At 60.1% G+C, this 25,401-nt stretch carries 26 protein-coding genes; 11 read left to right on the forward strand and 15 right to left on the reverse strand.

Translation table 11 applies throughout. The features are described 5' to 3' along the window. The first annotated feature begins 110 nt into the window (after positions 1-110). Positions 111-1,574: a glyceraldehyde-3-phosphate dehydrogenase gene (locus LIY45_RS02010; RefSeq protein WP_023659083.1), complete on the forward strand. Its 1,464-nt coding sequence runs from the start codon at positions 111-113 to the stop codon at positions 1,572-1,574. A gap of 162 nt (positions 1,575-1,736) precedes the next feature. On the opposite strand, the gene LIY45_RS02015 is transcribed toward LIY45_RS02010, so the two are convergent. Next, entirely contained in the window at positions 1,737-3,035 is a 1,299-nt protein-coding gene (locus LIY45_RS02015; RefSeq protein WP_017477208.1) for an MFS transporter, read from the reverse strand. 286 nt (positions 3,036-3,321) lie between these two features. After that, entirely contained in the window at positions 3,322-3,864 is a 543-nt protein-coding gene (locus LIY45_RS02020; protein ID WP_226475138.1) for a chalcone isomerase family protein, read from the reverse strand. A 235-nt stretch (positions 3,865-4,099) separates the two neighbouring features. On the opposite strand from LIY45_RS02020, the gene sthA reads away from it, so the two are divergent. Beyond that, on the forward strand, positions 4,100-5,494 hold the full coding sequence (gene sthA, locus LIY45_RS02025; RefSeq protein WP_017477210.1) for a Si-specific NAD(P)(+) transhydrogenase: 1,395 nt from the start codon (positions 4,100-4,102) through the stop codon (positions 5,492-5,494). Between the two features lie 42 nt (positions 5,495-5,536). Here the strand turns inward: sthA and LIY45_RS02030 are convergent, their stop codons facing one another. Together LIY45_RS02030 and LIY45_RS02035 are read right to left on the reverse strand one after the other, a co-directional pair. Then, positions 5,537-6,259 (reverse strand): glycerophosphodiester phosphodiesterase, encoded by a 723-nt coding sequence (locus tag LIY45_RS02030; RefSeq protein ID WP_010176343.1) that lies wholly within the window; start codon positions 6,257-6,259, stop codon positions 5,537-5,539. A gap of 66 nt (positions 6,260-6,325) precedes the next feature. Further along, positions 6,326-6,910 (reverse strand): PilZ domain-containing protein, encoded by a 585-nt coding sequence (locus LIY45_RS02035; RefSeq protein WP_003218944.1) that lies wholly within the window; start codon positions 6,908-6,910, stop codon positions 6,326-6,328. Between the two features lie 94 nt (positions 6,911-7,004). Here LIY45_RS02035 and LIY45_RS02040 point away from each other — a divergent pair, with 94 nt between their 5' ends. From LIY45_RS02040 to LIY45_RS02050, 3 genes are read left to right on the forward strand one after another with little or no spacing between them, the layout of a single operon-like run. Beyond that, on the forward strand, positions 7,005-8,255 hold the full coding sequence (locus LIY45_RS02040; RefSeq protein ID WP_063032243.1) for a lipoprotein-releasing ABC transporter permease subunit: 1,251 nt from the start codon (positions 7,005-7,007) through the stop codon (positions 8,253-8,255). Between the two features lie 7 nt (positions 8,256-8,262). Then, entirely contained in the window at positions 8,263-8,946 is a 684-nt protein-coding gene (gene lolD, locus LIY45_RS02045; protein ID WP_017477213.1) for a lipoprotein-releasing ABC transporter ATP-binding protein LolD, read from the forward strand. 58 nt (positions 8,947-9,004) lie between these two features. Next, positions 9,005-10,249 carry a lipoprotein-releasing ABC transporter permease subunit gene (locus tag LIY45_RS02050; protein WP_226475139.1) on the forward strand — a complete coding sequence of 415 codons (1,245 nt, stop codon included), beginning with the start codon at positions 9,005-9,007 and terminating at the stop codon, positions 10,247-10,249. A 115-nt stretch (positions 10,250-10,364) separates the two neighbouring features. Here the strand turns inward: LIY45_RS02050 and LIY45_RS02055 are convergent, their stop codons facing one another. Together LIY45_RS02055 and LIY45_RS02060 are read right to left on the reverse strand one after the other, a co-directional pair. Further along, positions 10,365-11,717 (reverse strand): heavy metal sensor histidine kinase, encoded by a 1,353-nt coding sequence (locus tag LIY45_RS02055; RefSeq protein WP_275948691.1) that lies wholly within the window; start codon positions 11,715-11,717, stop codon positions 10,365-10,367. Beyond that, on the reverse strand, positions 11,717-12,397 hold the full coding sequence (locus LIY45_RS02060; RefSeq protein ID WP_226475141.1) for a heavy metal response regulator transcription factor: 681 nt from the start codon (positions 12,395-12,397) through the stop codon (positions 11,717-11,719). The genes LIY45_RS02055 and LIY45_RS02060 overlap by 1 nt, the downstream gene beginning before the upstream one ends. Before the next feature lie 155 nt (positions 12,398-12,552). On the opposite strand from LIY45_RS02060, the gene LIY45_RS02065 reads away from it, so the two are divergent. Then, entirely contained in the window at positions 12,553-13,077 is a 525-nt protein-coding gene (locus tag LIY45_RS02065; protein WP_226475142.1) for a cupredoxin family protein, read from the forward strand. A gap of 57 nt (positions 13,078-13,134) precedes the next feature. Further along, a complete protein-coding gene (gene queF, locus LIY45_RS02070) occupies positions 13,135-13,965 on the forward strand; it encodes an NADPH-dependent 7-cyano-7-deazaguanine reductase QueF (RefSeq protein ID WP_226475143.1) in 831 nt (276 codons plus the stop codon). Between the two features lie 126 nt (positions 13,966-14,091). Here queF and LIY45_RS02075 read toward each other — a convergent pair whose 3' ends face one another. Next, positions 14,092-14,358: a DUF4404 family protein gene (locus LIY45_RS02075; protein WP_003218929.1), complete on the reverse strand. Its 267-nt coding sequence runs from the start codon at positions 14,356-14,358 to the stop codon at positions 14,092-14,094. A 110-nt stretch (positions 14,359-14,468) separates the two neighbouring features. Continuing rightward, positions 14,469-15,080, reverse strand: coding sequence for a hypothetical protein (locus LIY45_RS02080; protein ID WP_017477219.1), 612 nt, complete (start codon positions 15,078-15,080; stop codon positions 14,469-14,471). A 195-nt stretch (positions 15,081-15,275) separates the two neighbouring features. Here LIY45_RS02080 and LIY45_RS02085 point away from each other — a divergent pair, with 195 nt between their 5' ends. From LIY45_RS02085 to rssC, 3 genes are all read left to right on the forward strand, one after another. Then, complete coding sequence (locus LIY45_RS02085) at positions 15,276-15,965, forward strand: VacJ family lipoprotein (RefSeq protein ID WP_226475144.1); 690 nt, start codon at positions 15,276-15,278, stop codon at positions 15,963-15,965. Positions 15,966-16,311: 346 nt separating this feature from the next. After that, positions 16,312-17,493 carry a two-component system response regulator RssB gene (gene rssB, locus LIY45_RS02090; protein WP_017477221.1) on the forward strand — a complete coding sequence of 394 codons (1,182 nt, stop codon included), beginning with the start codon at positions 16,312-16,314 and terminating at the stop codon, positions 17,491-17,493. After that, positions 17,493-17,975: an anti-sigma factor antagonist RssC gene (gene rssC, locus LIY45_RS02095; RefSeq protein WP_068587814.1), complete on the forward strand. Its 483-nt coding sequence runs from the start codon at positions 17,493-17,495 to the stop codon at positions 17,973-17,975. Before rssB ends, rssC begins: the two co-directional genes overlap by 1 nt. 199 nt (positions 17,976-18,174) lie before the next feature. Here the strand turns inward: rssC and tal are convergent, their stop codons facing one another. Together tal and dusA are read right to left on the reverse strand one after the other, a co-directional pair. Beyond that, positions 18,175-19,101 carry a transaldolase gene (tal, locus tag LIY45_RS02100; RefSeq protein WP_226475145.1) on the reverse strand — a complete coding sequence of 309 codons (927 nt, stop codon included), beginning with the start codon at positions 19,099-19,101 and terminating at the stop codon, positions 18,175-18,177. A 316-nt stretch (positions 19,102-19,417) separates the two neighbouring features. Next, positions 19,418-20,428 carry a tRNA dihydrouridine(20/20a) synthase DusA gene (dusA, locus tag LIY45_RS02105; RefSeq protein ID WP_226475146.1) on the reverse strand — a complete coding sequence of 337 codons (1,011 nt, stop codon included), beginning with the start codon at positions 20,426-20,428 and terminating at the stop codon, positions 19,418-19,420. A 103-nt stretch (positions 20,429-20,531) separates the two neighbouring features. Between dusA and LIY45_RS02110 the strand changes: the two genes are divergently transcribed. Continuing rightward, positions 20,532-21,683, forward strand: a complete 1,152-nt coding sequence (locus LIY45_RS02110; RefSeq protein ID WP_226475147.1) for a site-specific integrase — start codon at positions 20,532-20,534, stop codon at positions 21,681-21,683. Here LIY45_RS02110 and LIY45_RS02115 read toward each other — a convergent pair. From LIY45_RS02115 to LIY45_RS02135, 5 genes are read right to left on the reverse strand one after another with little or no spacing between them, the layout of a single operon-like run. Next, positions 21,658-21,933 carry a pyocin activator PrtN family protein gene (locus tag LIY45_RS02115; RefSeq protein ID WP_226475148.1) on the reverse strand — a complete coding sequence of 92 codons (276 nt, stop codon included), beginning with the start codon at positions 21,931-21,933 and terminating at the stop codon, positions 21,658-21,660. The two genes, LIY45_RS02110 and LIY45_RS02115, sit on opposite strands and share 26 nt — an antisense overlap. Before the next feature lie 11 nt (positions 21,934-21,944). Next, positions 21,945-22,196 (reverse strand): hypothetical protein, encoded by a 252-nt coding sequence (locus tag LIY45_RS02120; RefSeq protein ID WP_226475149.1) that lies wholly within the window; start codon positions 22,194-22,196, stop codon positions 21,945-21,947. Continuing rightward, positions 22,193-22,819: a hypothetical protein gene (locus LIY45_RS02125; RefSeq protein ID WP_226475150.1), complete on the reverse strand. Its 627-nt coding sequence runs from the start codon at positions 22,817-22,819 to the stop codon at positions 22,193-22,195. The genes LIY45_RS02120 and LIY45_RS02125 overlap by 4 nt, the downstream gene beginning before the upstream one ends. Further along, positions 22,812-24,806: a DNA cytosine methyltransferase gene (locus tag LIY45_RS02130; protein ID WP_226475151.1), complete on the reverse strand. Its 1,995-nt coding sequence runs from the start codon at positions 24,804-24,806 to the stop codon at positions 22,812-22,814. Before LIY45_RS02130 ends, LIY45_RS02125 begins: the two co-directional genes overlap by 8 nt. Beyond that, positions 24,799-25,401, reverse strand: a complete 603-nt coding sequence (locus tag LIY45_RS02135) for a hypothetical protein (RefSeq protein WP_226475152.1) — start codon at positions 25,399-25,401, stop codon at positions 24,799-24,801. Before LIY45_RS02135 ends, LIY45_RS02130 begins: the two co-directional genes overlap by 8 nt.

The following is a 25,401-nucleotide window of genomic DNA, read 5'->3' on the forward strand; positions in this document are numbered from 1 at the left end:
TACTGGGCTCCAGCGCGGCGATATTTTTTTGCAAGGGGTTTTGTTGCGGCTCGCGCATTGCTCCGAGGGCGGTCGGGCGGCATAATGTAGCCCCTTTTTTCTGCCCCTACATGTGGAAGGTTCCCGTGACTCAGAAGCCCGACCAGTGTCTTGGTGAATGGATCGACCGTGAAGCACTCGCTGAAGCGATGATTCCGCTTATCGGTCAGCTCTACCGCAATAACAACGTGGTGAGCTCGATCTATGGCCGCAGCCTGATCAACCAATCAGTCATCGCGATTCTCAAGGCTCATCGCTTTGCTCGCCATCGTTCCGCCGACGACAGCGAACTCTCCGTCCACGAAACATTCCCCCTGCTTAAAGCCATGAGCGAGCTCAAGCTCGGCGCGGCCTCGGTAGACCTGGGCAAGCTGGCCTACAAATTCCGCAAGGAAGGCGCTGGCCGTACCGCCGAGCAGTTCGTGCGTGAAGAAATGGCCGACGTGGTTGGCCAGCAAAACGCTGCTGCCCGCAAAGGCACCGACGTTGTGCTGTACGGCTTCGGTCGTATCGGCCGTCTGCTGGCGCGCATCCTGATCGAAAAAACCGGTGGCGGCGACGGCCTGCGCCTGCGTGCCATCGTGGTGCGTAAAGGTGCAGAAAACGACCTGACCAAGCGTGCGAGCCTGCTGCGTCGTGACTCGGTACACGGTCCGTTCAACGGCACGATCGTCATCGACGAAGAAAACAACACCATCACCGCCAACGGTAACCTGATCCAGGTGATCTACGCGAAGAACCCGTCTGAGGTGGATTACACCCAGTACGGCATCAAGGACGCACTGCTGGTGGACAACACCGGTGTGTGGCGTGATGCCGAGGGCCTGGGCCAGCACCTGGCGTGCCCGGGTATCGACCGCGTTGTCCTGACGGCGCCTGGCAAGGGCAAGCTGAAGAACATCGTGCACGGTATCAACCACGGTGAAATCACCGCTGACGACAAGATCGTGTCCGCCGCTTCCTGCACCACCAACGCCATCGTGCCGGTGCTGAAGGCTGTGAACGACAAGTTCGGCATCGTTAACGGTCACGTCGAAACGGTTCACTCGTACACCAACGACCAGAACCTGATCGACAACTTCCACAAGGGCGATCGCCGTGGCCGTAGTGCCGCGCTGAACATGGTAATCACCGAGACCGGTGCTGCCACCGCTGCTGCCAAGGCCCTGCCTGAGCTGGCCGGCAAGCTGACCGGTAACGCGATCCGCGTTCCGACGCCGAACGTGTCGATGGCCATTCTCAACCTGAACCTTGAGAAAGCCGCCACCCGTGAAGAGATGAACGAGTACCTGCGCTACATGGCGCTGCACTCCGATCTGCATAAGCAAATCGACTTCGTCAACTCGCAGGAAGTGGTGTCCACCGACTTCGTTGGCTCGCGCCACGCCGGTGTGGTGGACGCTGAAGCGACCATTACCCAAGACAACCGCGTTGTTCTGTACGTTTGGTACGACAACGAATTCGGTTACAGCTGCCAGGTGGTTCGTGTGATGGAAGACATGGCCGGGGTTAACCCGCCAGCATTTCCGCGCTAAGCATCAGCGGTAAATGAAAAAGCCCCGACTGGTTCGGGGCTTTTTTATGTCTGTGGGTTTTGTGTTGCTTGTACCGGCCTCATCGCAGGCAAGCCAGCTCCTACATGTTGATGTGTGAATACATTCAAATGTGGGAGCTGGCTTGCCTGCGATAGGAATCCATCAAGCGCCGCCGACTATCGAAGCCTGCGCGGTCCGCAGTTCATGCCGGTTGCCCTTGAACAGGATCAGTGTGGCGATCAAGCCCAGCACCGCTGCGCCGCTGAGCCAGATGCCCGGTGCCGCCTTGTTGTCCAGCACATGGATCAGGTAGGTACAGGCCGCCGGAGTAAAGCCACCAAAGGTCGCCGTCGCCAGGCTGTAGGCCAGGGAGAAACCGGTGGTGCGCACTTCTACCGGCATGATTTCAGTCAGCGCTACAACCATCGCACCGTTGTACGAGCCATACAGGAACGACAGCCAGAGCAGCACGATCAACAGATGGCTGAAGCTCGGGTTGGCCACCAGCCAGGACAGCGCCGGATACGCGGTGAGGATCGCCAGAATCGTCGCCCCCAGCAGCAGGGGTTTGCGTCCGATCTTGTCGGACACAGCCCCCATCACCGGCAGCCAGATAAAGTTGGAGATGCCGACGCACACGGTTACCAGCAACGCGTCGAAGTCCGACAGGTGCAATTCGGCCTTGCCGAAGGTCGGGGTGTAGGCGGTGATCAGGTAGAACGACACGGTGGTCATCACCACCAGCGCCATGCCGGCGATCACGATGCCGAAGTTCTGGCCGATCGAACGGACGATTTCCTGCAGGGTAGGGCGGTGTTTACGCGCCTGGAATTCCGGGGTTTCTTCCAGGGAGCGACGAATCACGAAGATCACCGGCACGATCAGGCAACCAATCAGGAACGGCACGCGCCAGCCCCAGTCACCCATTTCTTCCGGGCTGAGCCAGTGGTTCAGGCCTACACCCAGCAGGCCGGCGAATACCACGGCGGCTTGCTGGCTGGCGGACTGCCAGCTGACGAAGAAGCCTTTGCGGCCCGGGGTGGCGATTTCCGCCAGGTACACCGACACGCCGCCCAGCTCGACACCGGCGGAAAAGCCTTGCAGCAGGCGACCGAACAGCACGATCAGTGGCGCCGCGACGCCCAGGGTGGCGTACCCGGGCACGCACGCAATCAGGATGGTGCCGGCGGCCATCAGCGCCAGGGTGATCACCAGGCCCTTTTTACGGCCGTGACGGTCGATATAGGCACCGAGGAAAATCGCGCCCAGCGGACGCATCAGGAACCCGGCACCAAAGGTCGCCAGGGACAGCATCAGGGACGCGAAAGCGCTGTCGGTGGGGAAAAATGTCTTGGCAATGGCCGTGGCGTAGAAGCCATAGACCATGAAGTCGAACATCTCGAGGAAGTTACCGCTGACAACGCGAAAGATCGCCTTGCCCTTGCCCGTTGTAGTGGACATGTCATGCACTCATTTTGGCTATCTTATTAGTAATCCCTGGTCGCAACCGTCCTTGCTGTTAAAGCTTTGGCACGAGGCTGGCGCTGAACAGTTTTGTAACGATATGTGTATAAGGCACCGCAGGCAACAAAAAACCGATGGCAAGCTGGCAAATTGCCGCAGGCCGCCGGGTGATGAAAATCCAATGTGGGAGCGGGCTTGCTCGCGAAAACGGTGTGTCAATCAGCTTATGAGTCACTGATACACCGCATTCGAGAGCAAGCCTGCTCCCACAGGGTTTTTGCGATCAGTTGAGGAGGGTATTACGCAGGCTCTCGGACAAGCCTTTTGGTGCCAGCCAGATTCCCAGGTAAGCCTTGGCCAATTCGTCATTGCGACTGCTGAACACCACCGTGCCGTTGATTTCCAGGTTCAGGCCGCGCTGAGGCTGGAAGTCCAGCGCATAACGGTCGCCGCTGCGGATGTCGCGAAAGCTTTTGTGCAATTGATCCAGTTCAGGTTTCAGGCGGGCGAGGGCGGCGGGTGTTTGCTGGCGTTCAAGGGTGGTGGTGGCGGCCTTGATGACATCGTTGCGATCGATATCGCGAAAGTAATACAGCTCCAGGCGCAGGTCTTTTTGCCGGTCCAGCGCCTGTTTGGCGCTCAGGTCAGCTTGGGCGAACAGTGCGGCTGCGTACACATCTGCCCAGAGATAGGTCAGGACGGCCTGGTTTTTCAGCACCAGTTGATGAGATTGCGCCGGAAAATCGGCTTGTTTGAGGCGATCAGCCTCACTCGCCAGAGCCGGGACCGACAACATCAGCAATAAACAAACAATCACATGTCGCATAATGGCCCGTCCTGAAAGGTGCTTGCCTAGAGGTTAATTCAATTACGAACACTCTGTAGTAAAGGCAAAACTGGCCTACGACGCGACCAAGGGTTAATGTGCGCGACGTTGAGCGTTCTATAGACTGTGCCCCGGCTCACACACTTGAGCCACATTGATCCTTCATGACCGCTGGCCGCGGCATGATTTAGCCAGGCGTCCAACCGTGCGCCCTGGCCTGTTCTGAGGAGTACGCATGGCTGTCTACAACTACGACGTGGTGGTACTGGGTTCCGGCCCAGCTGGAGAAGGTGCGGCGATGAACGCCGCCAAAGCAGGGCGCAAGGTGGCGATGGTCGATAGCCGTCGCCAGGTCGGCGGTAACTGCACCCACCTGGGTACCATCCCGTCCAAGGCCTTGCGTCACTCGGTGCGCCAGATCATGCAGTTCAACACCAACCCGATGTTCCGGGCCATTGGTGAGCCGCGCTGGTTCTCGTTCCCGGACGTGCTCAAGAGCGCTGAAAAAGTCATTTCCAAACAGGTGGCCTCGCGTACCGGCTTCTATGCCCGTAACCGCGTCGACCTGTTCTTCGGCACCGGCAGCTTCGCCGACGAGCAAACCGTCGAAGTGGTCTGCGCCAACGGCGTGGTCGAGAAGCTGGTAGCCAAGCACATCATCATTGCCACCGGCTCGCGTCCGTATCGCCCGGCGGATATCGATTTCCACCACCCGCGTATCTACGATAGCGACACCATCCTCAGCCTGGGCCACACCCCGCGCAAATTGATCATCTATGGCGCCGGCGTGATCGGCTGTGAATACGCCTCGATCTTCAGCGGCCTGGGTGTATTGGTCGAGCTGGTGGATAACCGCGACCAGTTGCTGAGTTTCCTCGACTCGGAAATTTCCCAGGCGTTGAGTTACCACTTCAGTAACAACAACATCACCGTGCGCCACAACGAAGAGTACGAGCGGGTCGAAGGCCTGGACAACGGCGTGATCCTGCACCTCAAGTCCGGCAAGAAGATCAAGGCCGACGCCTTGCTCTGGTGCAACGGCCGTACTGGCAACACCGACAAGCTGGGCATGGAAAACATCGGGGTCAAGGTCAACAGCCGTGGCCAGATCGAAGTCGACGAGAACTATCGCACCTGCGTACCGAACATCTACGGCGCCGGTGACGTGATCGGCTGGCCGAGCCTGGCCAGTGCCGCCCACGACCAGGGCCGCTCGGCCGCTGGCAGCATTGTCGACAACGGCAGCTGGCGCTACGTCAACGACGTGCCGACCGGGATCTACACGATTCCCGAGATCAGCTCGATCGGCAAGAACGAGCATGAACTGACCAAGGCCAAGGTGCCTTATGAAGTCGGCAAGGCGTTCTTCAAGAGCATGGCGCGGGCGCAGATCGCCGGTGAGCCCCAAGGCATGCTGAAGATCCTGTTCCACCGCGAGACCCTGGAAGTGCTCGGCGTGCATTGCTTCGGCTATCAAGCGTCGGAGATCGTGCACATCGGCCAGGCAATCATGAGCCAGCCGGGTGAGCAAAATACCCTCAAGTATTTCGTCAACACCACGTTCAACTACCCGACCATGGCTGAAGCCTATCGGGTAGCGGCCTACGACGGCCTCAACCGGCTTTTTTGAGCGGCTCCGGCCGGTGGCCTGAGCCGGCCGGGGAGACCGATTTCAGTAATTCCCGAGGGTGGCAGTGGCCAAACCGGGAAAGTCTGTAATCAGGCTATCTACGCCGAAGTCGGCGAGCCTGCGCATCAGCGCGGGTTCGTTGACCGTCCACACGGACACGTGCAACCCCTGGCGCTGGGCTTTTTCCAGGCGCTCAGGGGTGCACAACGTCCAGTTCAACGCCAGAATCTCACAGCCATAGTTGGCCGCGACCTTCAACGGGTCAAGCCAGGCGTATTCGGCTACCAGTCCGCGGGACAGGTCCGGAGTGAGGTCCAGCGCTGCCTTCAACACTTCCCGCGAGCTTGAGGTCACGGTGACCTTGTCCATCAGCCCGAAACGCTGAGCCATTTCACGGATCGCCAGCACGGTGGTTGCCGCGCGGGTGCGCGATGCGCTTTTGACTTCCAGTTGCCAGTGGTCGAAGTCGCACTGTTCGAACAACTCTTCCAGGCGTGGGATCGGGCAGGGGGTGACCCAGCCCGGGCCGCCTTTGCGCGCGTCCATCTTCACCAGGTCGGCGGCTGAATACTCGACGACCTTGCCGCGCCGGTCGGTGGTGCGCTTGAGCGTCGGGTCGTGAATGACCATCAGCTCACCGTCCATGGACAGGTGCAAATCCAGTTCGCAACGGCGCACGCCGTGCTTGAGGCATTCCTGGAAGCTGGTCAGGGTGTTTTCCGGTGCTTCGCCTTTGGCACCGCGGTGGCCATAAATCAGGGTCACAGTTGCTCCTTTACGCCAGGATTGCTGGCTGGATGGATGACGCGACGCGCCATTCGGTGTTCGTATTCAGGTGTCGGATTCGTCGCTTTTTTCCCGCGCCAGGCGCCGTTCCTGGGCCTGTTTCTGCAGGATATAGCGCGCCAGCAACTGGCGTTGGGCATCGGTCATCGCTTCGAATTCCGTGCCGATTTCAAAGCCGCCGGTCTTGGCGTCGCAATGGGTGACCTTGGCCCTCAGCAACAGGCCGAGGGCTTGTGGCATCAGCACCAGCTTGACCGCCAGGTGGCTGTCGGGCTGGATCGCCGTGGGGTTCAGGAATTCGATGCCGCCTTCGGAAATGACCACGGGCTGCGGCGTGCCGATCTCGCCCAGCAGGCTTTGCGCCATGATCTGGCTGAGCAAATCCATGCGTTTGTTCTGCACTTTGAGGAAGGCGGCCAGGGTGCGGTCCCGCTCGCCGATCTGGCGCAGCAGGTGCTGGGATTCAAATTCACTCAGGTGCAATTCGCTGAGCAGATTGAACAGCGGCGAATCATCCAGCAACACTTCCTTGCTCAGCGCTTCCGGGCCCGACAGCGGGGTAATTTCCAGTGCGATCATGTCCTCGATACGGTAGTATTCGCGGCGATCTTCTTCATCTAATGTCGACATGGCGAACCCAAGGCAGCGGTGATGGTCTGAGTGTAAAGCTGCTTACCTGACCCCGCCACAAGGACGTCTTCTTTTCCTCCGAACAAGCCCCGACATGTTCAGACCTCTCTTCGTATTTATTGGCACGCGTTATACCCGTGCAAAACGTCGCAATCATTTTGTGTCGTTCATTTCCTTGACCTCGATGATCGGGCTCGCCCTTGGCGTTGTCGTGATGATCGTGGTGCTGTCGGTGATGAATGGCTTCGATCATGAGATGCGCACCCGCGTGCTGGGCATGGTGCCCCACGCGACCATCGAGTCGGGTGAGCCCATCAGCGACTGGCAAAGCCTGGCCGCCAAGGTCAAGCAGAACCCCAAAGTGCTGGCGGTTGCGCCCTTCACCCAGATGCAGGGCCTGTTGACCAACGACGGCAAGGTGCAGAAAGTCCTGCTCAATGCCATCGACCCGGCGCAGGAACGCAACGTCTCGATCATCGATAACTTCATGCAACAGGGCAAACTGGACGACTTGTCGCCCGGCAGCTTTGGCATCGCTATCGGCGACAAGGCCGCGGCCAAGCTCGGCGTGGGCATCGGCGACAAGCTGACCTTCGTCGCGCCGGAAGTCACCGTGACCCCGGCCGGCATGTTCCCGCGTATGAAGCGCTTCACCGTGGTCGGCATCTTCCATGTCGGCGCCGGTGAGATCGACGGCTACCTGGGCCTCACCAACCTGACCGACCTGGCCCGCCTGCATCGCTGGAAGCCGGATCAAGTGCAGGGCCTGCGCCTCAAGTTCAACGACCTGTTCGACGCGCCGCGTACCTCGTGGGAAATTGCCCAGCACCTGGGTGAAAACCAGTACTACGCCCGCGACTGGACCCGTACCCACGGCAACCTGTACCAGGCCATCCGCATGGAAAAAGCCATGATCGGCCTGCTGTTGCTGCTGATCGTCGCCGTCGCCGCCTTCAACATCATTTCCACCCTGGTAATGGTGGTGAATGACAAGAAGGGCGATATCGCGATCCTGCGCACCCTTGGCGCCACGCCGGGGCAGATCATGGCGATCTTCATGGTCCAGGGCACGGTGATCGGCGTGGTCGGTACCTTGATCGGCACCGCGGTCGGCATTCTCGCCGCGTTGAACGTGAGTGCCGCCATCGCCGGGCTGGAAGTGTTGATCGGCCACAAATTCTTGAACTCCGACGTCTACTTCATCGACTACTTGCCGTCCCAGGTGCAGAGCCAGGACGTGTTGATGGTCGGCGCCGCTGCGTTGGTCCTGAGTTTCCTTGCCACCCTGTATCCAGCCTGGCGCGCGGCACGTACCCAGCCGGCGCAGGCTTTACGTTATGAGTGAATCGGGCATGAGTGAAAAAGCAATCCTGAGCTGCCGCAACCTGGGCAAATCCTACGAGGAAGGCCCGGAATCCGTGGTGGTGCTGTCCAACCTGCAACTGGAACTGCACCCGGGCGAGCGCGTGGCGATCGTCGGCAGTTCCGGTTCCGGTAAAAGTACCTTGCTGAACCTGTTGGGCGGCCTTGATACGCCGTCCCAGGGCAGCGTCTGGCTGGCCGGCGAAGAACTGTCGGCCCTGGGCGAGAAGGCCCGTGGCCAGTTGCGCAACCGTTCGCTGGGTTTCGTGTACCAGTTCCACCACTTGCTGCCCGAGTTCACCGCCCTGGAAAACGTCTGCATGCCGCTGTTGATCGGCAAGACCGCGATTCCCGAGGCGCGTCAGCGTGCCAAGGCGTTGCTGGAGCGGGTCGGCCTGGGCCATCGCCTGGAGCACAAACCGGCTGAATTGTCCGGCGGCGAGCGCCAGCGTGTGGCAATTGCCCGTGCCCTGGTCAACAACCCGGGCCTGGTGATGCTCGACGAGCCCACCGGCAACCTCGACTCCCACACCGCCCAGGGCATCAAGGACTTGATGCTGGAACTGAGCACCCAGATGCGCACCGCGTTCCTGGTGGTGACCCATGACATGAGCATGGCCCGCCAGATGGACCGTGTGCTGCACCTGCAGGAAGGTCATCTGGTCGCCATCTGACCTGTTCCAAGCCCGGCGCCCGGCGCCGGGTTTTCTATTTTTTCAACGGTGCCCGCGAATGTTCAGACCGTTATCGATTTTCATCGGCACGCGCTATACCCGCGCCAAGCGCCGCAACCGTTTTGTTTCGTTTATCTCGATGACCTCGATGATCGGCCTCGCCCTGGGCGTGCTGGCGATGATCGTGGTGTTGTCGGTAATGAACGGTTTCCAGCGGGAAATGAGCTCACGCATCCTCGGTATGGTGCCTCACGCGACCATCGTTGGCGTGAAGCCCATCAGCGACTGGCAGCCGGTGGCGGATGCGGCGATGAAGAATCCGGAAGTCACCGCTGCCGTACCGTTCACACAGATGGACGGCATGCTCTCCTACAAGGGCGCGATGCAGCCGATCGAGATCAGTGGTGTTGACCCGGCCCAGGAAGGCAAGGTGTCGATCGTGGCCCAGCACATTGTCCAGGGCCACCTTGAAGACCTGAAACCGGGCGAGTTCGGTGTGGTGATCGGCGAGATCACCGCCCGGCGTTTCCGCCTGAACGTCGGCGACAAGCTGACCCTGATCGTGCCGGAAATCAGTAGCGCGCCGGGTGGTATCACCCCGCGCATGCAGCGCTTGAACGTGGTGGGTGTGTTCAAGGTCGGCGCTGAGCTGGACGGCTCCATGGCCCTGATCCACATGGCCGACGCTGCAGAGATTCAGCATTGGGAACCGAACCAGGTACAAAGCGTGCGCCTGGCAGTGAAAGACTTGTATGCCGCACCCAAGGTCTCGGCGGATATCGCCGCCAGCCTCGGCACCGACTACAAGGCCGACGACTGGACCCACACCCAGGGCAGCCTGTTCAGCGCGATGAAGATGGAAAAAACCATGATTGGCCTGCTGTTGCTGATGATCGTTGCCGTGGCAGCGTTCAACATCATCGCGACCTTGATCATGGTGGTGAACGACAAGGGCGCCGACATTGCGATCCTGCGCACCATCGGCGCCACGCCCCGGCAGATCATGGCGATCTTTATGGTGCAGGGCACGGTGATCGGGATCGTCGGTACCTTGATCGGCGGCATCCTGGGCGTGATCGCCGCGCTGAACGTCAGTGAACTGGTGGGTTGGCTGGAACGGGTGACCGGGCAGCATATCTTCAGTTCGGACGTGTATTTCGTCAGCAACCTGCCTTCGGAGTTGCAGGGTGGGGATGTGTTGCTGATCTGCTCGGCAGGGTTTGTGTTGAGCTTTTTGGCGACGATCTATCCGGCGTATCGGGCGGCGAAGATTGAGCCGGCGCATGCCCTCAGGTATTCGTAATTCTTAAGACCGCTATCGCAGGCAAGCCAGCTCCCACATTTGACCGCGTTCGTCAGAACAACTCAGTCTAATGTGGGAGCCGGGCTTGCCCGCGATGAGGCCGGTACAGCTTGCATCAATGCCTTTGCGGCAATTCCATCACAAACCGCGTCCACCCCGCCCCCGACTCACAGAAAATCCGCCCTCCATGGGCTCGCACAATCGACTGGGTAATCGCCAACCCCAGGCCCGCATGCTCGCTGCTCCCTTCATGCCGCGCGGTATCTGCCCGGTAAAACCGGTCAAACAATCTCGGCAGCAACGCCTCTGGAATACCTTCCCCGGTGTTTTCCACACTCAACGTCACGCCTTTTATACCTTCGATAATCCTCACGCTGACGTCACCACCCGGTGGCGTGAACCGCAACGCGTTATCCAGCAGATTGGAAATCGCCCGGCGCAACATGCTGCGGTCACCTGAAGTGTTGGCGCCACCTTCCCGAACCAACCGCACCTGGATGTCCTCCGCCAGCGGCGCGAAAAACTCCAGCAATGCATCCACTTCGTTCGCCAGCACCAGGGTTTCGCGCTTGGGCGCCAGCAGGCCATGGTCGGCCTTGGCCAGGTACAACATGTCGTTGACCAACTGCGCCATCCATTGCAGTTCCTCGAGGTTGCTGTGCAGGGCCTCGCGGTAGTCCTCCAGCGCCCGTGGTTGCGTGAGGATGACTTGGGTCTGTGTCAGCAAGTTCGACAGTGGCGTGCGCAGTTCATGGGCGATGTCGGCAGAAAATGCCGAGAGCCGCTGGAAGGCATCGTCCAGTCGACCCAGCATCGCGTTGAAGGACTGGGCCAGTTCCGCCAGTTCGACGGGCATTTGTTCCTGGGGCAGGCGCTGGGTCAGGGAGTGGGCAGACACGCCGCTGGCGACTTCGCTCATACGCCGCAATGGCCGCAACCCGCTGCGGGCGGCCCAGGCACCGAGCAGGGCAGTGGCCAGGGCGGAGAGACCGACGGTCAGCCAGATCAGATGCTGCATGCGTTGCAGGAAATGTTGGTGGTGGGTGATGTCGAGCATCAGCGTCAGTCGTGGAGAGTCAGCGTTACCAGGCGTCAGCGGCGCGTTGTACACGCGGTAATCGGTTCCGGCGTTCTGCACGCTGTACAGGCCAGGCGCCTGGGGCAGGGTGATGCCGGGAGCGCCGTCGAACCAGCGCTGATCGCCGGCGGTGATGCGCAGGGCCAGGTCGGGCTGGCGATTGAGTTCCTCTCGCAGCGTTGTTTCTCGTAAGGCAAATCGTTCGGGCGTGTCGGCACCTTGCAATGTGCTGCGCAGCGCTATCAGCTTGCCGTCGAGCAGTTGCTGGTCCAACTCGATAAAGTGCGCCTCGCTGGCATGATTGAACAGCACGCCTGCCAGCAATGAAACCGCGGCGGTACAGCCAGCAAACAGCAGCGCCAGGCGGCTGGTCAGGGAAATCCGTTTCATCAAGCGAACCGCTCCTCAAGCACGTAGCCCATACCGCGCACGGTATGGATCAACTTGTTGGGGAAGTTATCGTCGACCTTCAGGCGCAGGCGGCGGATCGCGACTTCGATGATGTTGGTGTCGCTGTCGAAGTTCATGTCCCACACCTGAGAGGCAATCAGCGACTTGGGCAGTACTTCGCCCTGACGGCGCAGCAGCAGTTCCAGCAGGGAAAACTCCTTGGCCGTGAGGTCAATGCGCTGGCCGTCGCGCTCTACCCGGCGACGGATCAGGTCCATGCGCAGGTCGGCCAGTTGCAGGCTGGTTTCCTGAGGCGGGCTGCTGCCACGGCGCAACAGGCTGCGCACCCGGGCCAGCAGTTCGGAGAAGGCGAAGGGCTTGACGAGGTAATCGTCGGCGCCCAGCTCCAGGCCATGCACCCGGTCTTCCACCGCGTCTCGCGCGGTAAGAAACAGTACCGGGATGTCGAGCCCGGCGTTGCGGACGGCCTGGAGGATCTGCCAGCCATCGCGACCCGGCAGCATCACATCGAGGATCAACAGGTCGTAGTCACCTGTCAGCGCCAGGTGCTGGCCGGTGGTGCCGTCGGCCACCAGTTCGGTGTTGAACCCGGCCTCGGCCAGGCCCTGGCGCAGGTAGTGGCCGGTTTTCGGTTGGTCTTCGACGATCAGCAGTTTCATGGGCGGCTCATGGTTTACGGGAACACAGGCTTTATACATCGCAGGTCCCGTGGCAGGCTCAAGCTGACAAAGTTGTAATCTGGCCGTCAGCTGGCTGGCAGCGGCGCGTTCGTAAAGTGTCCCACAGACTGATTCCGAACCTTTGGAGTGTGACCATGTTTTTGCGTAAATCCTGGCTGTTGACGGGCTGCCTGATGGCGCTGAGTTTTCCGGTACTGGCATCTCCGGCTGAAACCTTCGCTTTCGGTGAGGCTGCACCCGCTGCCAAGGCCACGCGCACCGTGGAAGTGGTACTGCAGGACATTTCCTTTTCGCCCAAGGCCATCGATGTAAAAGCCGGTGAGACTGTGCGCTTCGTATTGATCAATAAAGGCCAACTGCTCCACGAGTTCAACCTCGGTGACGCTGCGATGCACGCCGCGCATCAGCAAGAAATGCTCAAGATGCAGGCCAGCGGCATGCTGACGGCTACCGGCATGGGCAAAATGGACCACAGTGCGATGGGCCACGGCGACATGGGCGGCATGAAACACGACGACCCCAACAGTGTGTTGGTAGAACCGGGCAAGACCGCTGAACTGACCTGGACCTTCAGTAAGGCCACCGGCCTGGAGTTTGCCTGCAACATCCCCGGCCACTATCAGGCGGGCATGGTGGGCAAGCTGACGGTCAGCCAGTAAGCCACTGGGATGCAAAGGCGGGTAGAATAGCCGCGTTTATTTAGCCAGGTTTCCGCCATGCATCCCGCAGCCGAACATTCGCCGCTGGGCAAGTCCAGTGAATACATCTCCACCTACACCCCGTCGTTGCTGTTCCCCATTCCCCGCGCCGCCAAGTGGGCCGAGCTGGGCCTGAGCGCCGAGACCCTGCCGTATAAAGGCGTGGATTTCTGGAACTGCTTCGAACTGTCCTGGCTGTTGCCCTCCGGCAAGCCCGTGGTGGCCATCGGTGAATTCAGCATCCCGGCCGACTCGCCGAACATCATTGAGTCGAAGTCGTTCAAGCTGTACCTCAACTCGCTGAACCAGACCGCGTTTGTCGATGTGCAGAGCCTTGAGGCCACCTTGCGCACCGACCTGAGTGCCGCTGCCGGCAAGCCGGTTGGCGTGCGCATCCGCAGCCTGGGCGAGGTTGAAGCCGAAGGCGTGGTCGCGTTGCCGGGTGTGTGCATTGATGACCTGGACATTGCCGTCAGCAACTATGAGCACCCGCGTCCGGAGCTGCTGCGTTGCGACGATTCGCGCGTGGTGGAGGAGAGCGTCCACAGCCATCTGCTCAAGTCCAACTGCCCGGTGACCAGCCAGCCTGACTGGGGCAGCGTGGCGGTGGAGTACCGCGGCGCGGCGCTGGATCACGCCAGCCTGCTGGAATACCTGGTGAGCTTCCGCCAGCACTCGGACTTCCATGAACAGTGCGTGGAGCGGATCTTTCTCGACCTGCAGCGCCTGCTCAAGCCGGAAAAGCTGACGGTGTATGCGCGGTATGTGCGGCGTGGCGGGCTGGATATCAACCCGTATCGCAGCACTGAAGAGCTGCAGTTCCAGAACCTGCGCCTGGCTCGTCAGTAGCCTTCACGAAAAATAAATGTGGGAGCGGGCGTGCTCGCGAAAGCGGTGTATCAGCCAGCCTGTGTATCAGCTGACGGACCGCATTCGCGAGCAAGCCCGCTCCCACATTTGATAGGTGTCCGGCTATTAAATCCCGATGTTACCCAGGGTCACCACAATATTGCGCAAGGTCCCGGCAATGCCCGGGTGGTCCAGTTCGAAGCGTTCTACTGCCAGGTTCACACCGTCGGCGATACTTGGGTCCTGGATAGCACCTTCCAGCGGCTCCTGAACTTCCAGTTCAGCGATCAATGTTTGCAGCTCTTCGCGCTTTTCGAGTGGCATTTCTGGATTCTGATCCAATTGCTCGCGCAAAATTTTGACCTGTTCTTGCAGTTGTTCGCGGGCAGGCATGGCGTTCTTCCTTTTATCGATAGGCACTGGCATAGACCGCGGCACGCCGTGAAAGGTCTACGGGCTGACCTGTAGATTAATCCACTGGCGCCGACTGTGCATGATCTCGATCAGGGCTTCTCGCCTTTGAGCTGGCGCAGGCTGATGTCGGCCAGGCAGGTGTGCAGTTCGCCAAGGTGGTCAATCACCGAATGCACGCCCAGGCCATAGAGCGCGACGGTGGCTTTGGCGCGCTTGTGCTCGCGTTCCTTCTCGGTAAGTGCTTGCCATTGCTCCGGGGACAGCCCGCACAGTGAGCCGCAGGACGCCAGGCCGATGGTCCATAGCCCGGCGTTGAGCCCCGATTGCAGCAGACGCGGCTCGCCGCTGACCAGGACGCAGCCTTCCAGGCGTTCGATATTCAGTTCCATCAAGGCCTGCCAGCAGGCGTGGGGCGCCGGCCAGCGGGTGGAGGAGGGCTTGGTGGCCTTGATCCAGCGGGGTAGCCCGGCGGCCAGGGGCTTGGAAACGGACGCCGGCAGCTCATCCAGCCATGCACAAGGCACGCCCTGTTCTTCGAGGCTGCGCAGAATCTTCAGGGCGCCGACAGTGGCATGGGTATCGCTTGAAGGCGCGGAATCGGCGCGGGCCTGGGAACCAAAGTCCACCAGGCAGCCACTAAGCCCGAACAGTACGGCCGTCAGGGAGGGGGCGCTGGCAGTAACAATTTCGGCGTGTGGCATTTCGACGTCCCTGAAATAGCAGTGACGCTATCGAACGCGGATGACAAGCAAGTTACATCTGCGGCATTTGTAGGAATTTTGTGCATTTGCTGAATGACATTTCTGCAAGGCTGCCTAATCTGGCACTTCCGGCATATACTGACGGCCTCATTCAGGGCATAGCGCCCATGACAGACCATTCAAGGAGTTCAAGCTATGCGCTGGAGCCAATGTCTAGCTCAGCTATCGGTATGTGCGAGTATTTTGCTGGTTCCTTTCGTGGCCCAGGCGGCCTCGGAAGACGATCCATGGGAAAGCGTCAACCGTCCTATCTTCACCTTCAACGATACCGTTGACACCTACGCCCTCAAGCCATTGGCCCAAGGCTATCAGTTCGTGACCCCGCAGTTCGTGCAGGACGGGATCCACAACTTCTTCCGCAACATCGGTGACGTCGGCAACTTTGCCAATGACGTGCTGCAACTCAAGCCCCACGCGGCTGGCGTCGACACTGCCCGCCTGCTGATGAACACCACGTTCGGCGTGCTGGGTTTCATTGATGTCGGCACCAAAATGGGGCTGCAACGCAACGACGAAGACTTCGGCCAGACGCTCGGCCACTGGGGCGTCGGCAGCGGCCCTTACGTGATGCTGCCACTGCTGGGCCCAAGCACCCTGCGTGACGCACCGTCCAAGTATGTGGACAGCTACACCCAGCCGTACCGCTACATGAACGATATCGGCTGGCGCAACAGCACCTTCGGCCTGAATATCGTCGACACACGTGCCAGCTTGCTGTCCTCCGAGAAGCTGATCAGCGGCGACAAATACACCTTCATCCGTAACGCTTACCTGCAGAACCGCGAGTTCAAGGTCAAGGATGGCAAGGTTGTAGACGATTTTTAAGCGTCAGGCTTGAATCAAGAAGGCGGCCCTCGGGTCGCCTTTTTCGTGGGCGGAATTTGAGGTTTTCCCGCGGGTTAGGTCCTTACTTTAAGTTGCGGTTTTATGCGTTCTTATAACCACCGGTGATTTGCGATGTAAAGACGCCCGGCGACCATCGCCATGAGCTTGAAACCCCTGGCGGATGGGAGTACCGTCTGCGCCTTAGAAGGGCACCTCTGCTTTACCTTTGTGCATGGGCAAAATCCCGGCACTTTGTAGGACAGAGAGGCTAGAAAGCGAATCCAGTAGTACGCCCGGCCATTGTCGAGCGGCCTACGCCAACCTAATTCTGGCGCCGTTTGCCCACATGCAGAAAACCAGTGCCACGCTGCTGATAATCGATGACGACGAAGTAGTACGCGCGAGTCTTGCGGCCTATTTGGAAGACAGTGGCTTCAGCGTCCTGCAGGCCAGCAACGGCCTCCAGGGTCTCCAGGTATTCGAGCGCGACAAGCCCGACCTTGTGATCTGCGACCTGCGCATGCCCCAGGTGGGCGGCCTCGAACTGATCCGCCAGGTGACTGACCTTTCTCCGCAGACGCCGGTGATTGTCGTGTCCGGTGCCGGTGTGATGAATGATGCGGTCGAGGCCTTGCGCCTGGGCGCCGCCGACTACCTGATCAAGCCCCTGGAAGATTTGGCCGTACTGGAGCACTCGGTGCGCCGTGCCCTGGATCGTGCACGGTTGCTGCTGGAAAACCAGCGTTACCGTGAAAAGCTCGAAACCGCCAACCGCGAACTCGAAGCCAGCCTGAACCTGCTCCAGGAAGACCAGAACGCCGGTCGCCAGGTGCAGATGAACATGCTGCCGGTGAGCCCGTGGAGCATCGACGAGTTCAAGTTTGCCCACCAGATCATCCCGTCGCTGTACTTGTCGGGTGATTTCGTCGACTACTTCCGCGTTGATGAGCGGCGTGTCGCGTTCTACCTGGCCGACGTTTCCGGCCACGGCGCCTCCTCGGCATTCGTGACCGTGTTGTTGAAGTTCATGACCACACGGCTGTTGTTCGAATCCAAGCGCAATGGCACCTTGCCGGAGTTCACTCCCTCGCAAGTGCTGGGCCACATCAACCGGGGACTGATCAGCTGCAAGCTGGGCAAGCACGTGACGATGGTCGGCGGCGTGATTGATGAAGAAACAGGTCTCTTGACCTACAGCATTGGCGGTCACCTGCCATTGCCGGTTTTATACACTCCAGACAGTGTGCGCTACCTGGAAGGGCGTGGTTTGCCAGTGGGCTTGTTCAATGAAGCCACCTACGAAGACCACATCCTGGAACTGCCGCCGACCTTCAGCCTGACGCTGATGTCCGACGGTATCCTGGACCTTTTGCCAGAGCCTACACTCAAAGAGAAAGAAGCCGCCTTACCCCAGCGGGTCAGGTCGGCGGGCGGCAGCCTGGATGGCCTGCGGCAGGTTTTTGGATTGGCCACGCTAGGGGAGATGCCGGATGATATCGCCCTATTGGTGTTGAGCAGGAATCTTTGATGAGTACCGGAAGAATCCAATTCGCCGAGCAAGACGGGACGTTTGTCCTGAAGTTTGTCGGTGAAGTGCGCCTGACCTTGTGTTCGGCGCTGGATGCGACGATTGAGCGGATCTTCACAGCCTTGAATTTCTCGGCGATCGTGATCGATCTGACCGAAACCCGCAGCATCGATAGCACCACCCTTGGGCTGTTGGCCAAGTTGTCCATTCTGTCTCGGCAGAAGGTCGGACTGCTGCCGACCGTCGTCACCACCCACGAAGACATCACCCGTCTGCTGCAGTCCATGGGCTTTGATCAAGTGTTCAACATCGTTGACCGCCCGATCCCGTGCCCGGAATGCCTGACCGACCTGCCGTCCCAGGACCAGTCCGAGGAAGTGGTAAGGATCAAGGTGCTGGAAGCCCACAAGATCCTGATGGGCTTGAACGACTCCAATCGTGAGGCGTTCCACGATCTGGTGAACGCGCTGGAGCGGCACTAATTTCCAGCTGAAACACTGTCAAAGTGTGGGAGGGGGCTTGCTCCCGAAAGCGGCGGGTCAGTAGTGAATGCAGCGACTGACGCCCTGTATTCGGGAGCAAGCCCCCTCCCACATTTTTAACTGAGTTCGGCTCGAAATCGGCTAATACAAAAAAAGGGCGGCACCCTCACAGGTGCCGCCCTTTTTGTCGCCGCCGTTTTTAGAGCTTGGCGGCCAACAGCGCTTCGAGTTTTTCCTGGTCGCGGGCGAACTGACGAATGCCCTCGGCCAGCTTCTCGGTAGCCATCGCATCTTCGTTGGATTCCCAACGGAACTGCGCTTCGGTCAGGTGCACACGCGCCTCACCGGCATGGCCTGGCGCCAACTTGCGCTCCAGCTTGCCATTGTCAGCAGCCAGTTTTTCCAGCAAGTCCGGGCTGATGGTCAGGCGGTCGCAACCGGCCAACTCTTCGATCTGGCTCAGGTTACGGAAGCTCGCACCCATTACCACGGTCTTGTAGCCATTGGCCTTGTAGTAGTTGTAGATGCGCGTCACCGACTGCACGCCCGGATCGTCGGAACCGGTGTAGTCGTTGCCGTTGGCCTTCTTGTACCAGTCGTAGATACGGCCTACGAACGGCGAAATCAGGAACACACCGGCTTCAGCACAAGCCACGGCCTGGGCGAAGGAGAACAGCAGCGTCAGGTTGGTCTGGATGCCTTCCTTTTCCAGCTGCTCGGCGGCACGGATGCCTTCCCAGGTGGAAGCGATCTTGATCAGCACACGGTCGCGGCCAACGCCGGCCTTGTCGTACAGGTCGATCAGACGATGCGCGCGCTTGAGTACAGCGTCAGTGTCGAACGACAGACGGGCATCCACCTCGGTGGAAATGCGGCCGGGCACCACTTTCAGGATTTCCTGGCCGACGGCTACCGCAAAACGGTCGCTCGCCAGGCCTACGTCGCCGTTGCAGTCGGTAACAGCCTCGTCCAGCAGCTTGGCATAGCCTGGGATCGACGCGGCCTTGAGCAGCAGGGAAGGGTTGGTCGTGGCATCTTGCGGCTTGAGCTTGGCGAGGGTAGAAAAATCGCCGGTATCGGCTACTACAGTGGTGAATTGCTTGAGTTGTTCCAGCTTGGAAGTCATGGGCGTGCTCTGTCCTGTGGGTCTGATGACATTACCCGAGCGCTGACAGCCGCTCAAGGGCGCAAATGCATTCGATCGTTTGCGAGGGCAACAACCTGAAAACAGCCGTTTGAATCACCGGCCAATGCTGAATAGGAGGCCAAAACAGCCAGCAGGTTCAACCCAACTGCCCGATGACCACCCCGATCAAACGGTGGGAGCAGCCTTGCCTGCGATGAGGCCCCAATCTTCCTGATGTACCCTCATCCAACTGTGGGAGCGGGCTTGCCCGCGAAAGCGGAGTGTCAGCCTCCAGATAAACCCACTGACACCCAGATCACCGCCCCTCCAACAACGCCCCGGCCTTATCCAGCAACGCCAACGGATCACTGGCCTTATGAATATCCACCGACAACAACTGCCGAAACTTCCGAGCCCCCGGGAAACCCGTCCCCAGCCCCAGCACGTGGCGCGTGATGTGATGCATCGAGCCGCCTGTTGCCAGGTGTTCGGCTATATAAGGACGCAACTGCGCCAACGCCTCGGCGCGGCTGATCACAGGCGCGGTGCTGCCAAACAGCTGCTGATCCACCTCGGCCAGCAAATACGGGTTGTGATAAGCCTCGCGACCCAGCATCACGCCGTCGAAGGTCTGTAGATGCTCCTGGCACTGTTCGAGCGTCTTGATGCCGCCGTTGAGGATGATCTCCAGTTCAGGGAAATCCCGCTTCAACTGCGCCGCCACGTCGTAGCGCAAGGGCGGGATGTCCCGATTTTCCTTCGGTGACAGCCCTTCCAGAATGGCGATTCGCGCATGCACGGTGAAACTGGTGCAGCCCGCGTCTTTCACCTTGCCGACGAAATCGCACAGCTCGGCATAACTGTCCCGGCCGTTGATGCCGATGCGGTGCTTAACCGTTACCGGGATCGAGACCGCGTCCTGCATTGCCTTCACACAATCCGCCACCAACGCAGGGTGGGCCATCAGGATCGCGCCGATCATGTTGTTTTGCACCCGGTCGCTGGGGCAGCCGACGTTGAGGTTCACTTCATCGTAACCAGCGTCCTGGGCCATGCGGGCGCAGGCGGCCAAATCAGCGGGGACGCTACCGCCCAACTGCAAGGCGAGCGGGTGCTCGGCTTCGTTGTGACGCAGGAAGCGTTCGTGGTCGCCGTGGAGGATTGCGCCGGTGGTGACCATCTCGGTGTAGAGCAGGGCGTTTTTGGAGAGAAGGCGCAGGAAGAAGCGGCAGTGTCTGTCGGTCCAATCCATCATGGGTGCAACGCTAAAGCGCCGAGACAGTGCGGGGCTTGATTCTGCTGGGCTAAAGCTCTGTTTATCTAGCATTTTACTCAACGTGTTCTTGACGTGTTTTAGGGCGTTTTCAGGCGTTTTTGAGGGCTGGGTGGTACGATGTACCACTTCAAAACTGACGCGTACCACTTTCGATATGGCGACTATCAGGGCAAGAAAACTGGCGGATGGGACTGTGAGCTACACGGCTCAAATCCGCATCAAACGCGACGGAGTGCAAGTCTACCAAGAGAGCCAGACCTTCGCCCGAAAACAGGCTGCCCAGGCTTGGGCACGCAAACGTGAGTCGGAACTGGATGAACCTGGTGCGATCGAGCGGGCGAGTCGCAAAGGCGCCACGCTCAAAGAGATGACCGCTCGCTACTTGGTCGAAGTCGAGAAAGCCCGGCCGCTGGGAAAAACCAAGCGTGCGACGCTCACCGCCATCGGTGAGACGTACCTGGGCGAGTTGACCGATACGGACATCAACACTCAGTGCCTGGTCGACTTCGCCCTGTGGAGAATGAGCGCGGAAGGCGGCAGGGTTCAGCCACAAACCGCCGGCAATGACCTGGCGCACCTCGGCGCTGTACTGGCGATTGCTAAAGATGCGTGGGGTTACCAGGTCGATCCTCTCGCGATGGGCGGTGCGCGCCGGGTGCTACGCAAGCTGGGCTACAACCTGAAAAGCCGTGAGCGTGACCGTCGGCCGACGTTGGACGAGTTGGCGAGTGTGCTGCAGCACTACCAGGACATGCAGGCGAGGCGTCCCACCGTCACCAACATGCTGAAAGTTGTGGGCTTTGCACTGTTTTCCACGCGCCGGCTGGATGAAATAACCCGTATTCGCTGGCCGGACGTCGACGAGGCTGGCCAGCGGGTGCTGGTGCGCGACATGAAGAACCCCGGGCAGAAGATCGGCAACGATGTTTGGTGTTACCTGCCGGACGAGGCGTGGCAGATCCTCCAGTCAATGCCGAAGGCCGGCGACGACATATTCCCCTACAGCCCTGAGTCAATCTCCACGTCCTGGGCGAGAGCCTGCAAGTTCCTGGAAATTGTGGATCTGCACTTTCATGACCTTCGCCATGAGGGCGTCAGCCGACTGTTCGAAATGGATTGGGATATCCCGCGTGTGGCAAGTGTGTCTGGCCATCGGGATTGGAATTCAATGAGGCGCTACACCCATCTACGTGGCAAGGGTGATCGTTATGTGGGCTGGGAATGGCATGAAAAGATACTGAGGGCGCCCGTCCAACTGGGCGCCGCATCAGAGAAGTGGCTCAAACGGCGTGTTTTATCCCGTTGAGCTGTCGGTGCTCTTTAACCGCGGCCGCGCGTTGTAAGTCTAGGTACGCGGCCAAGTCGGTGAGGTGGATACCCTTGGCCGACTTCTGGCTAGGCTCCAACCGGGTGATGGGCAACTTGATCTGACCGCTCATCACCTTGCGCTGAAACATGTCCGGCGTTAGGTGTGTGAAGTAATCCCGGCACACTAGCTCCAGCGAGATAATCGCCTGGCCGTCGTATTGGGCCATAAGAATGAACGCTGTGTTCATGGTGGTCCCTCTTACATCCGAAACGATTGATGAATAAATATTGGCGGCGCTCTGTGTTCTGCGGGTTTTGCTCCGTCGTCCTGGATCTCACACACAAATCGATGCTGTTTCCGGTTGGGCGCAGTCAGCGCCTCGGTCAGGCTTGGTACGGCTTCTTCGCATCGTTCGTAGGCGTGAGGGCCGTTCCAGCTATCAGCCCTCACCACCTGGCAATCCGTACGGGTCGCATCCGCGCACAGGTAAAGCAAAAGGAATACGGTCATGGTGCATTCCTCGCCCCGCAGTTCGGGCAGTCGTCGAAGCGTTGACGCTCGCTGAGGAAACGCCCGCAACCTTCGCAGTTGAGCCGGTCGCTGTAGATGCGGTTTCGCGGGCGCTTGAGCTTGGGCAGCTTGAGGCCGACCGAGCGTAGTGCCTGCCTGTGGTCGAGCAAAGCGGCAGGGACTACCGGCCGGGAACGCTCGACGATGTATCCGCATGGCCAAAGCTCGAAGCCTTGGGCCAGGTACCCGGCGGCATCTGCCACCCCTGGGTGGATGGCGTCATCCAGGTTCGCGGTTGGGCCTTTGCCGCCGTGCCACACCAGATCATTGCCATCCCACTCGCGTGCGTAGGCCACATATACGCGGCCGTCTTCGTTGCAGTAGGCCTCGGCCTCTGACTTGGTGAGGTACTGGCAGTCAACGCCGACCTCTGCCCGGGGTCGGACGTACTCCACTGGCCAGGGCAGATCGGTTTCGCGGCACTCGTACTGCTTGATTGCTGACTCGTGTTTGAACTGCTCAGCCTCGTTCAGGTTCGAGGTGTAGCCGCCTCCGTTGCGCCAGAACATGGCCCGGCTGCCGACGTTACTGCGGCTGTCCTGCAAGAAAAAGAGGTCAGACATGACCAACCTCCTGCTGAGCCATGCTCAACGCAATCGCCACCGGCTGCACCCAAATCGACACGTTGCTGAGCATGAATGTCTCCCCAGCTTCGGAAAGCAGCAGGGTCATGCCGAAAACATCCGCCATCGCTTTTGCCGCCGCGCGCGGTACCGCGTTGCCGATCCGTTCCCGGTGGTTGCCATCGTTGATACCGTCCAGCAGGAAGAACGGCGCTTGCTCGATCTTGCGCACCCGTTGCATCACCTGGATTTCATGGGCTGTCTGTGGATCCGTTGACCAGTGATCCTCTGGATCAAACAGCGATTGCAGCGCGGCCAGCTCCAGGGTGGTGAACGGGCGGTGCCAGGTACCGTCGAGGCTGGTGATCATGCAGGTCAGTCGGTCGTTGGGCGCCGGCATGCGCTGATCCGCTACCGACCACCGGCCGTTGTCGTGACAGGCACTAGCGGACACAGCGCCGGCCGGTGCGTTGTAGTCGACGACACCGTAATGCCCGCCAGTCAGGTACGCGTCGCCCTTGGTGCGCGACATACCCGGGCGCGGATCCGCGATCGATAACGCTCCACTCGCAACCTGCTGCGAGCCGGTCACGGTCTTGGCGCTGTCGCACCAGGGAGTGATTCGCAGCTTTTGCGTGCTGGCCGCTGGGTGCCAGTTCTTGTAAGCCGGATCGGCCACGGCAAAAGCGCCCTGGCCGGTGGTGCTGCCGGCGATGACCGTGCCGGCATGCTTGCTGTAGTCGGTGACCAGGTACTTGCCGAAACCTTTGGATGGTTGCCGAGGGTCGGCCACGGCTTGCCCGCCGGAGCTGGGGCCATGCCCCGCAGTGACAGTTCCGGCGGCTTGGTCGTTGTGCACCACGCGGAAGACGTTGTTATGCCGCTCGCCGCCCATGCGTGGGTCTGCAACGCTGAACGTGCCTTGCCCTGGGCTCCGTTGCCCTGTGACCACGCCGCAGTGGCGGTCGTAGGGCAGTACCCCGTATTGGGTGTATTCAAATTTGCTGGTGGGCCGAGGGTCCGCCACCGAGAACTTGCCATTGGTTGGGCTCGACCGGCCGGCGACCGTCCCGGCGGTGTCCTGCCAGTCATGCACTCCCATATAACCGGCGCGGTATTCCGGCACGATCACGAAGTCGCGCAGGTAGCCGTCCTCGATCGCAAACCGGCTCAGGCTGCGCCAGTCCTTACCTGCTTCCACCAATGCCAGGCGAACCCATGTTTTCCACTGCAATGCCGGTACCCGGTGCATCGGCCCCGCCTGGTCGATATCGCCGGCCAGCGGCATGCGGCTCAGCACATCACCAACGGCCCGCAGGCTGCGTTTTTCCGGCTCGTAAAGGAACGCCGGCACCTTCTCGACGTGCCTGGCCACCAGCAAGAAGCGCTTGCGGCTCTGGGCTAACCCGCCAATTTCGCCGCAGTCATGGGTGGTTTCCGCCACCGCGTAACCGTAGTGCCTGAGCAGCTTGGTGATCTGGTCCAGCAGGTACCGGCCCCGGGTTGCCAGGCGCGGCACGTTTTCGAACACGATCAGTGACACCGGGTTGTGCTTCCAGGCTTCGCACATCAGCCACACACAGCGCAACGTCAGCTCGTTGAGCGCCCGGTATTTGGGCGTCTGGCTCATTGTCTCGGACAACAGGCCAGAGGCCCCCTTGCAGGGGCTGCTGATGAACACGGCGTCCGGGTCTTCGTTGCCGGCGGCGCGGCGCAGATCCTCGGCGGTGGCTTCCTTCCATCCGGCGGGCGGCTGCTGGCCGTGGAACGCGGTGAACTGCTCGCGGGTGAACAAGTCCATCAGCGTGCCAGGCACACCAGTCATCATCTGGAAGTCACGCAAGCCGGCCGGGTCCACGTCGACGCCGCCCAGGCAGCGCCATTCGGCTTGCACGGGGCCTAGGGCTGGTTTGGAGTCGCTGAAGCCAGCGGCGCCGCTGCCGAGGCCGCAGCAGAGGTGGAAGTGGGTGAGGGTGCGCTTAAGCATTGGACACCTCGACTGCCTTCAACTTCGCCAGGCGTGCTGCCTCGTATTCGCTAGCCAGGATTTCAACTGCACCGACGATCCAGCCGTTCGTTGGCTTGCCGTCTGCGATATCGGCCAGGTGCTCCGCTTCATTGATTTGAAAACCAAGGTGGAAATACGCGGTGTCGCCGAGTTCAAATTTGACCCCGCCGCTCAAAAGTACGCTGCCGGTGTTCACCCCCAGCCGTTCCCAATATCCATGGGTTCTGAGACGTTCAGGGCAGTGCTCGTTCCACAAGCCAATGAGACGCTCGTGCTCTGCTCGAATTGATGCGCGGTCTTCCTTGGATATGCCCTTGCCAGGCTTGGCAGCGGTGCGCAGTGAACGGTAGCCATGGTCATCAGGGCGGCACCAATGGACATCCAGCTCAGCTCCCCCGCTGAGTTTCACGCCACCAGCGAAGTGGGAGGTGATGTCCCGCATTTGCGCGACTTTGCCCCCGAAGTGCACCCCCAGTGCTATCAACTGAGCGCTGAGAACGTGCTTCATTAAGTAAAATTCGCGAACGATGGCAACGGTTTCAGGCTCGCTGGACTTATAGAAGAAATCAGACAT

The organism is Pseudomonas sp. MWU16-30323 (assembly GCF_020515595.1).
Taxonomy (GTDB): domain Bacteria; phylum Pseudomonadota; class Gammaproteobacteria; order Pseudomonadales; family Pseudomonadaceae; genus Aquipseudomonas; species Aquipseudomonas yamanorum.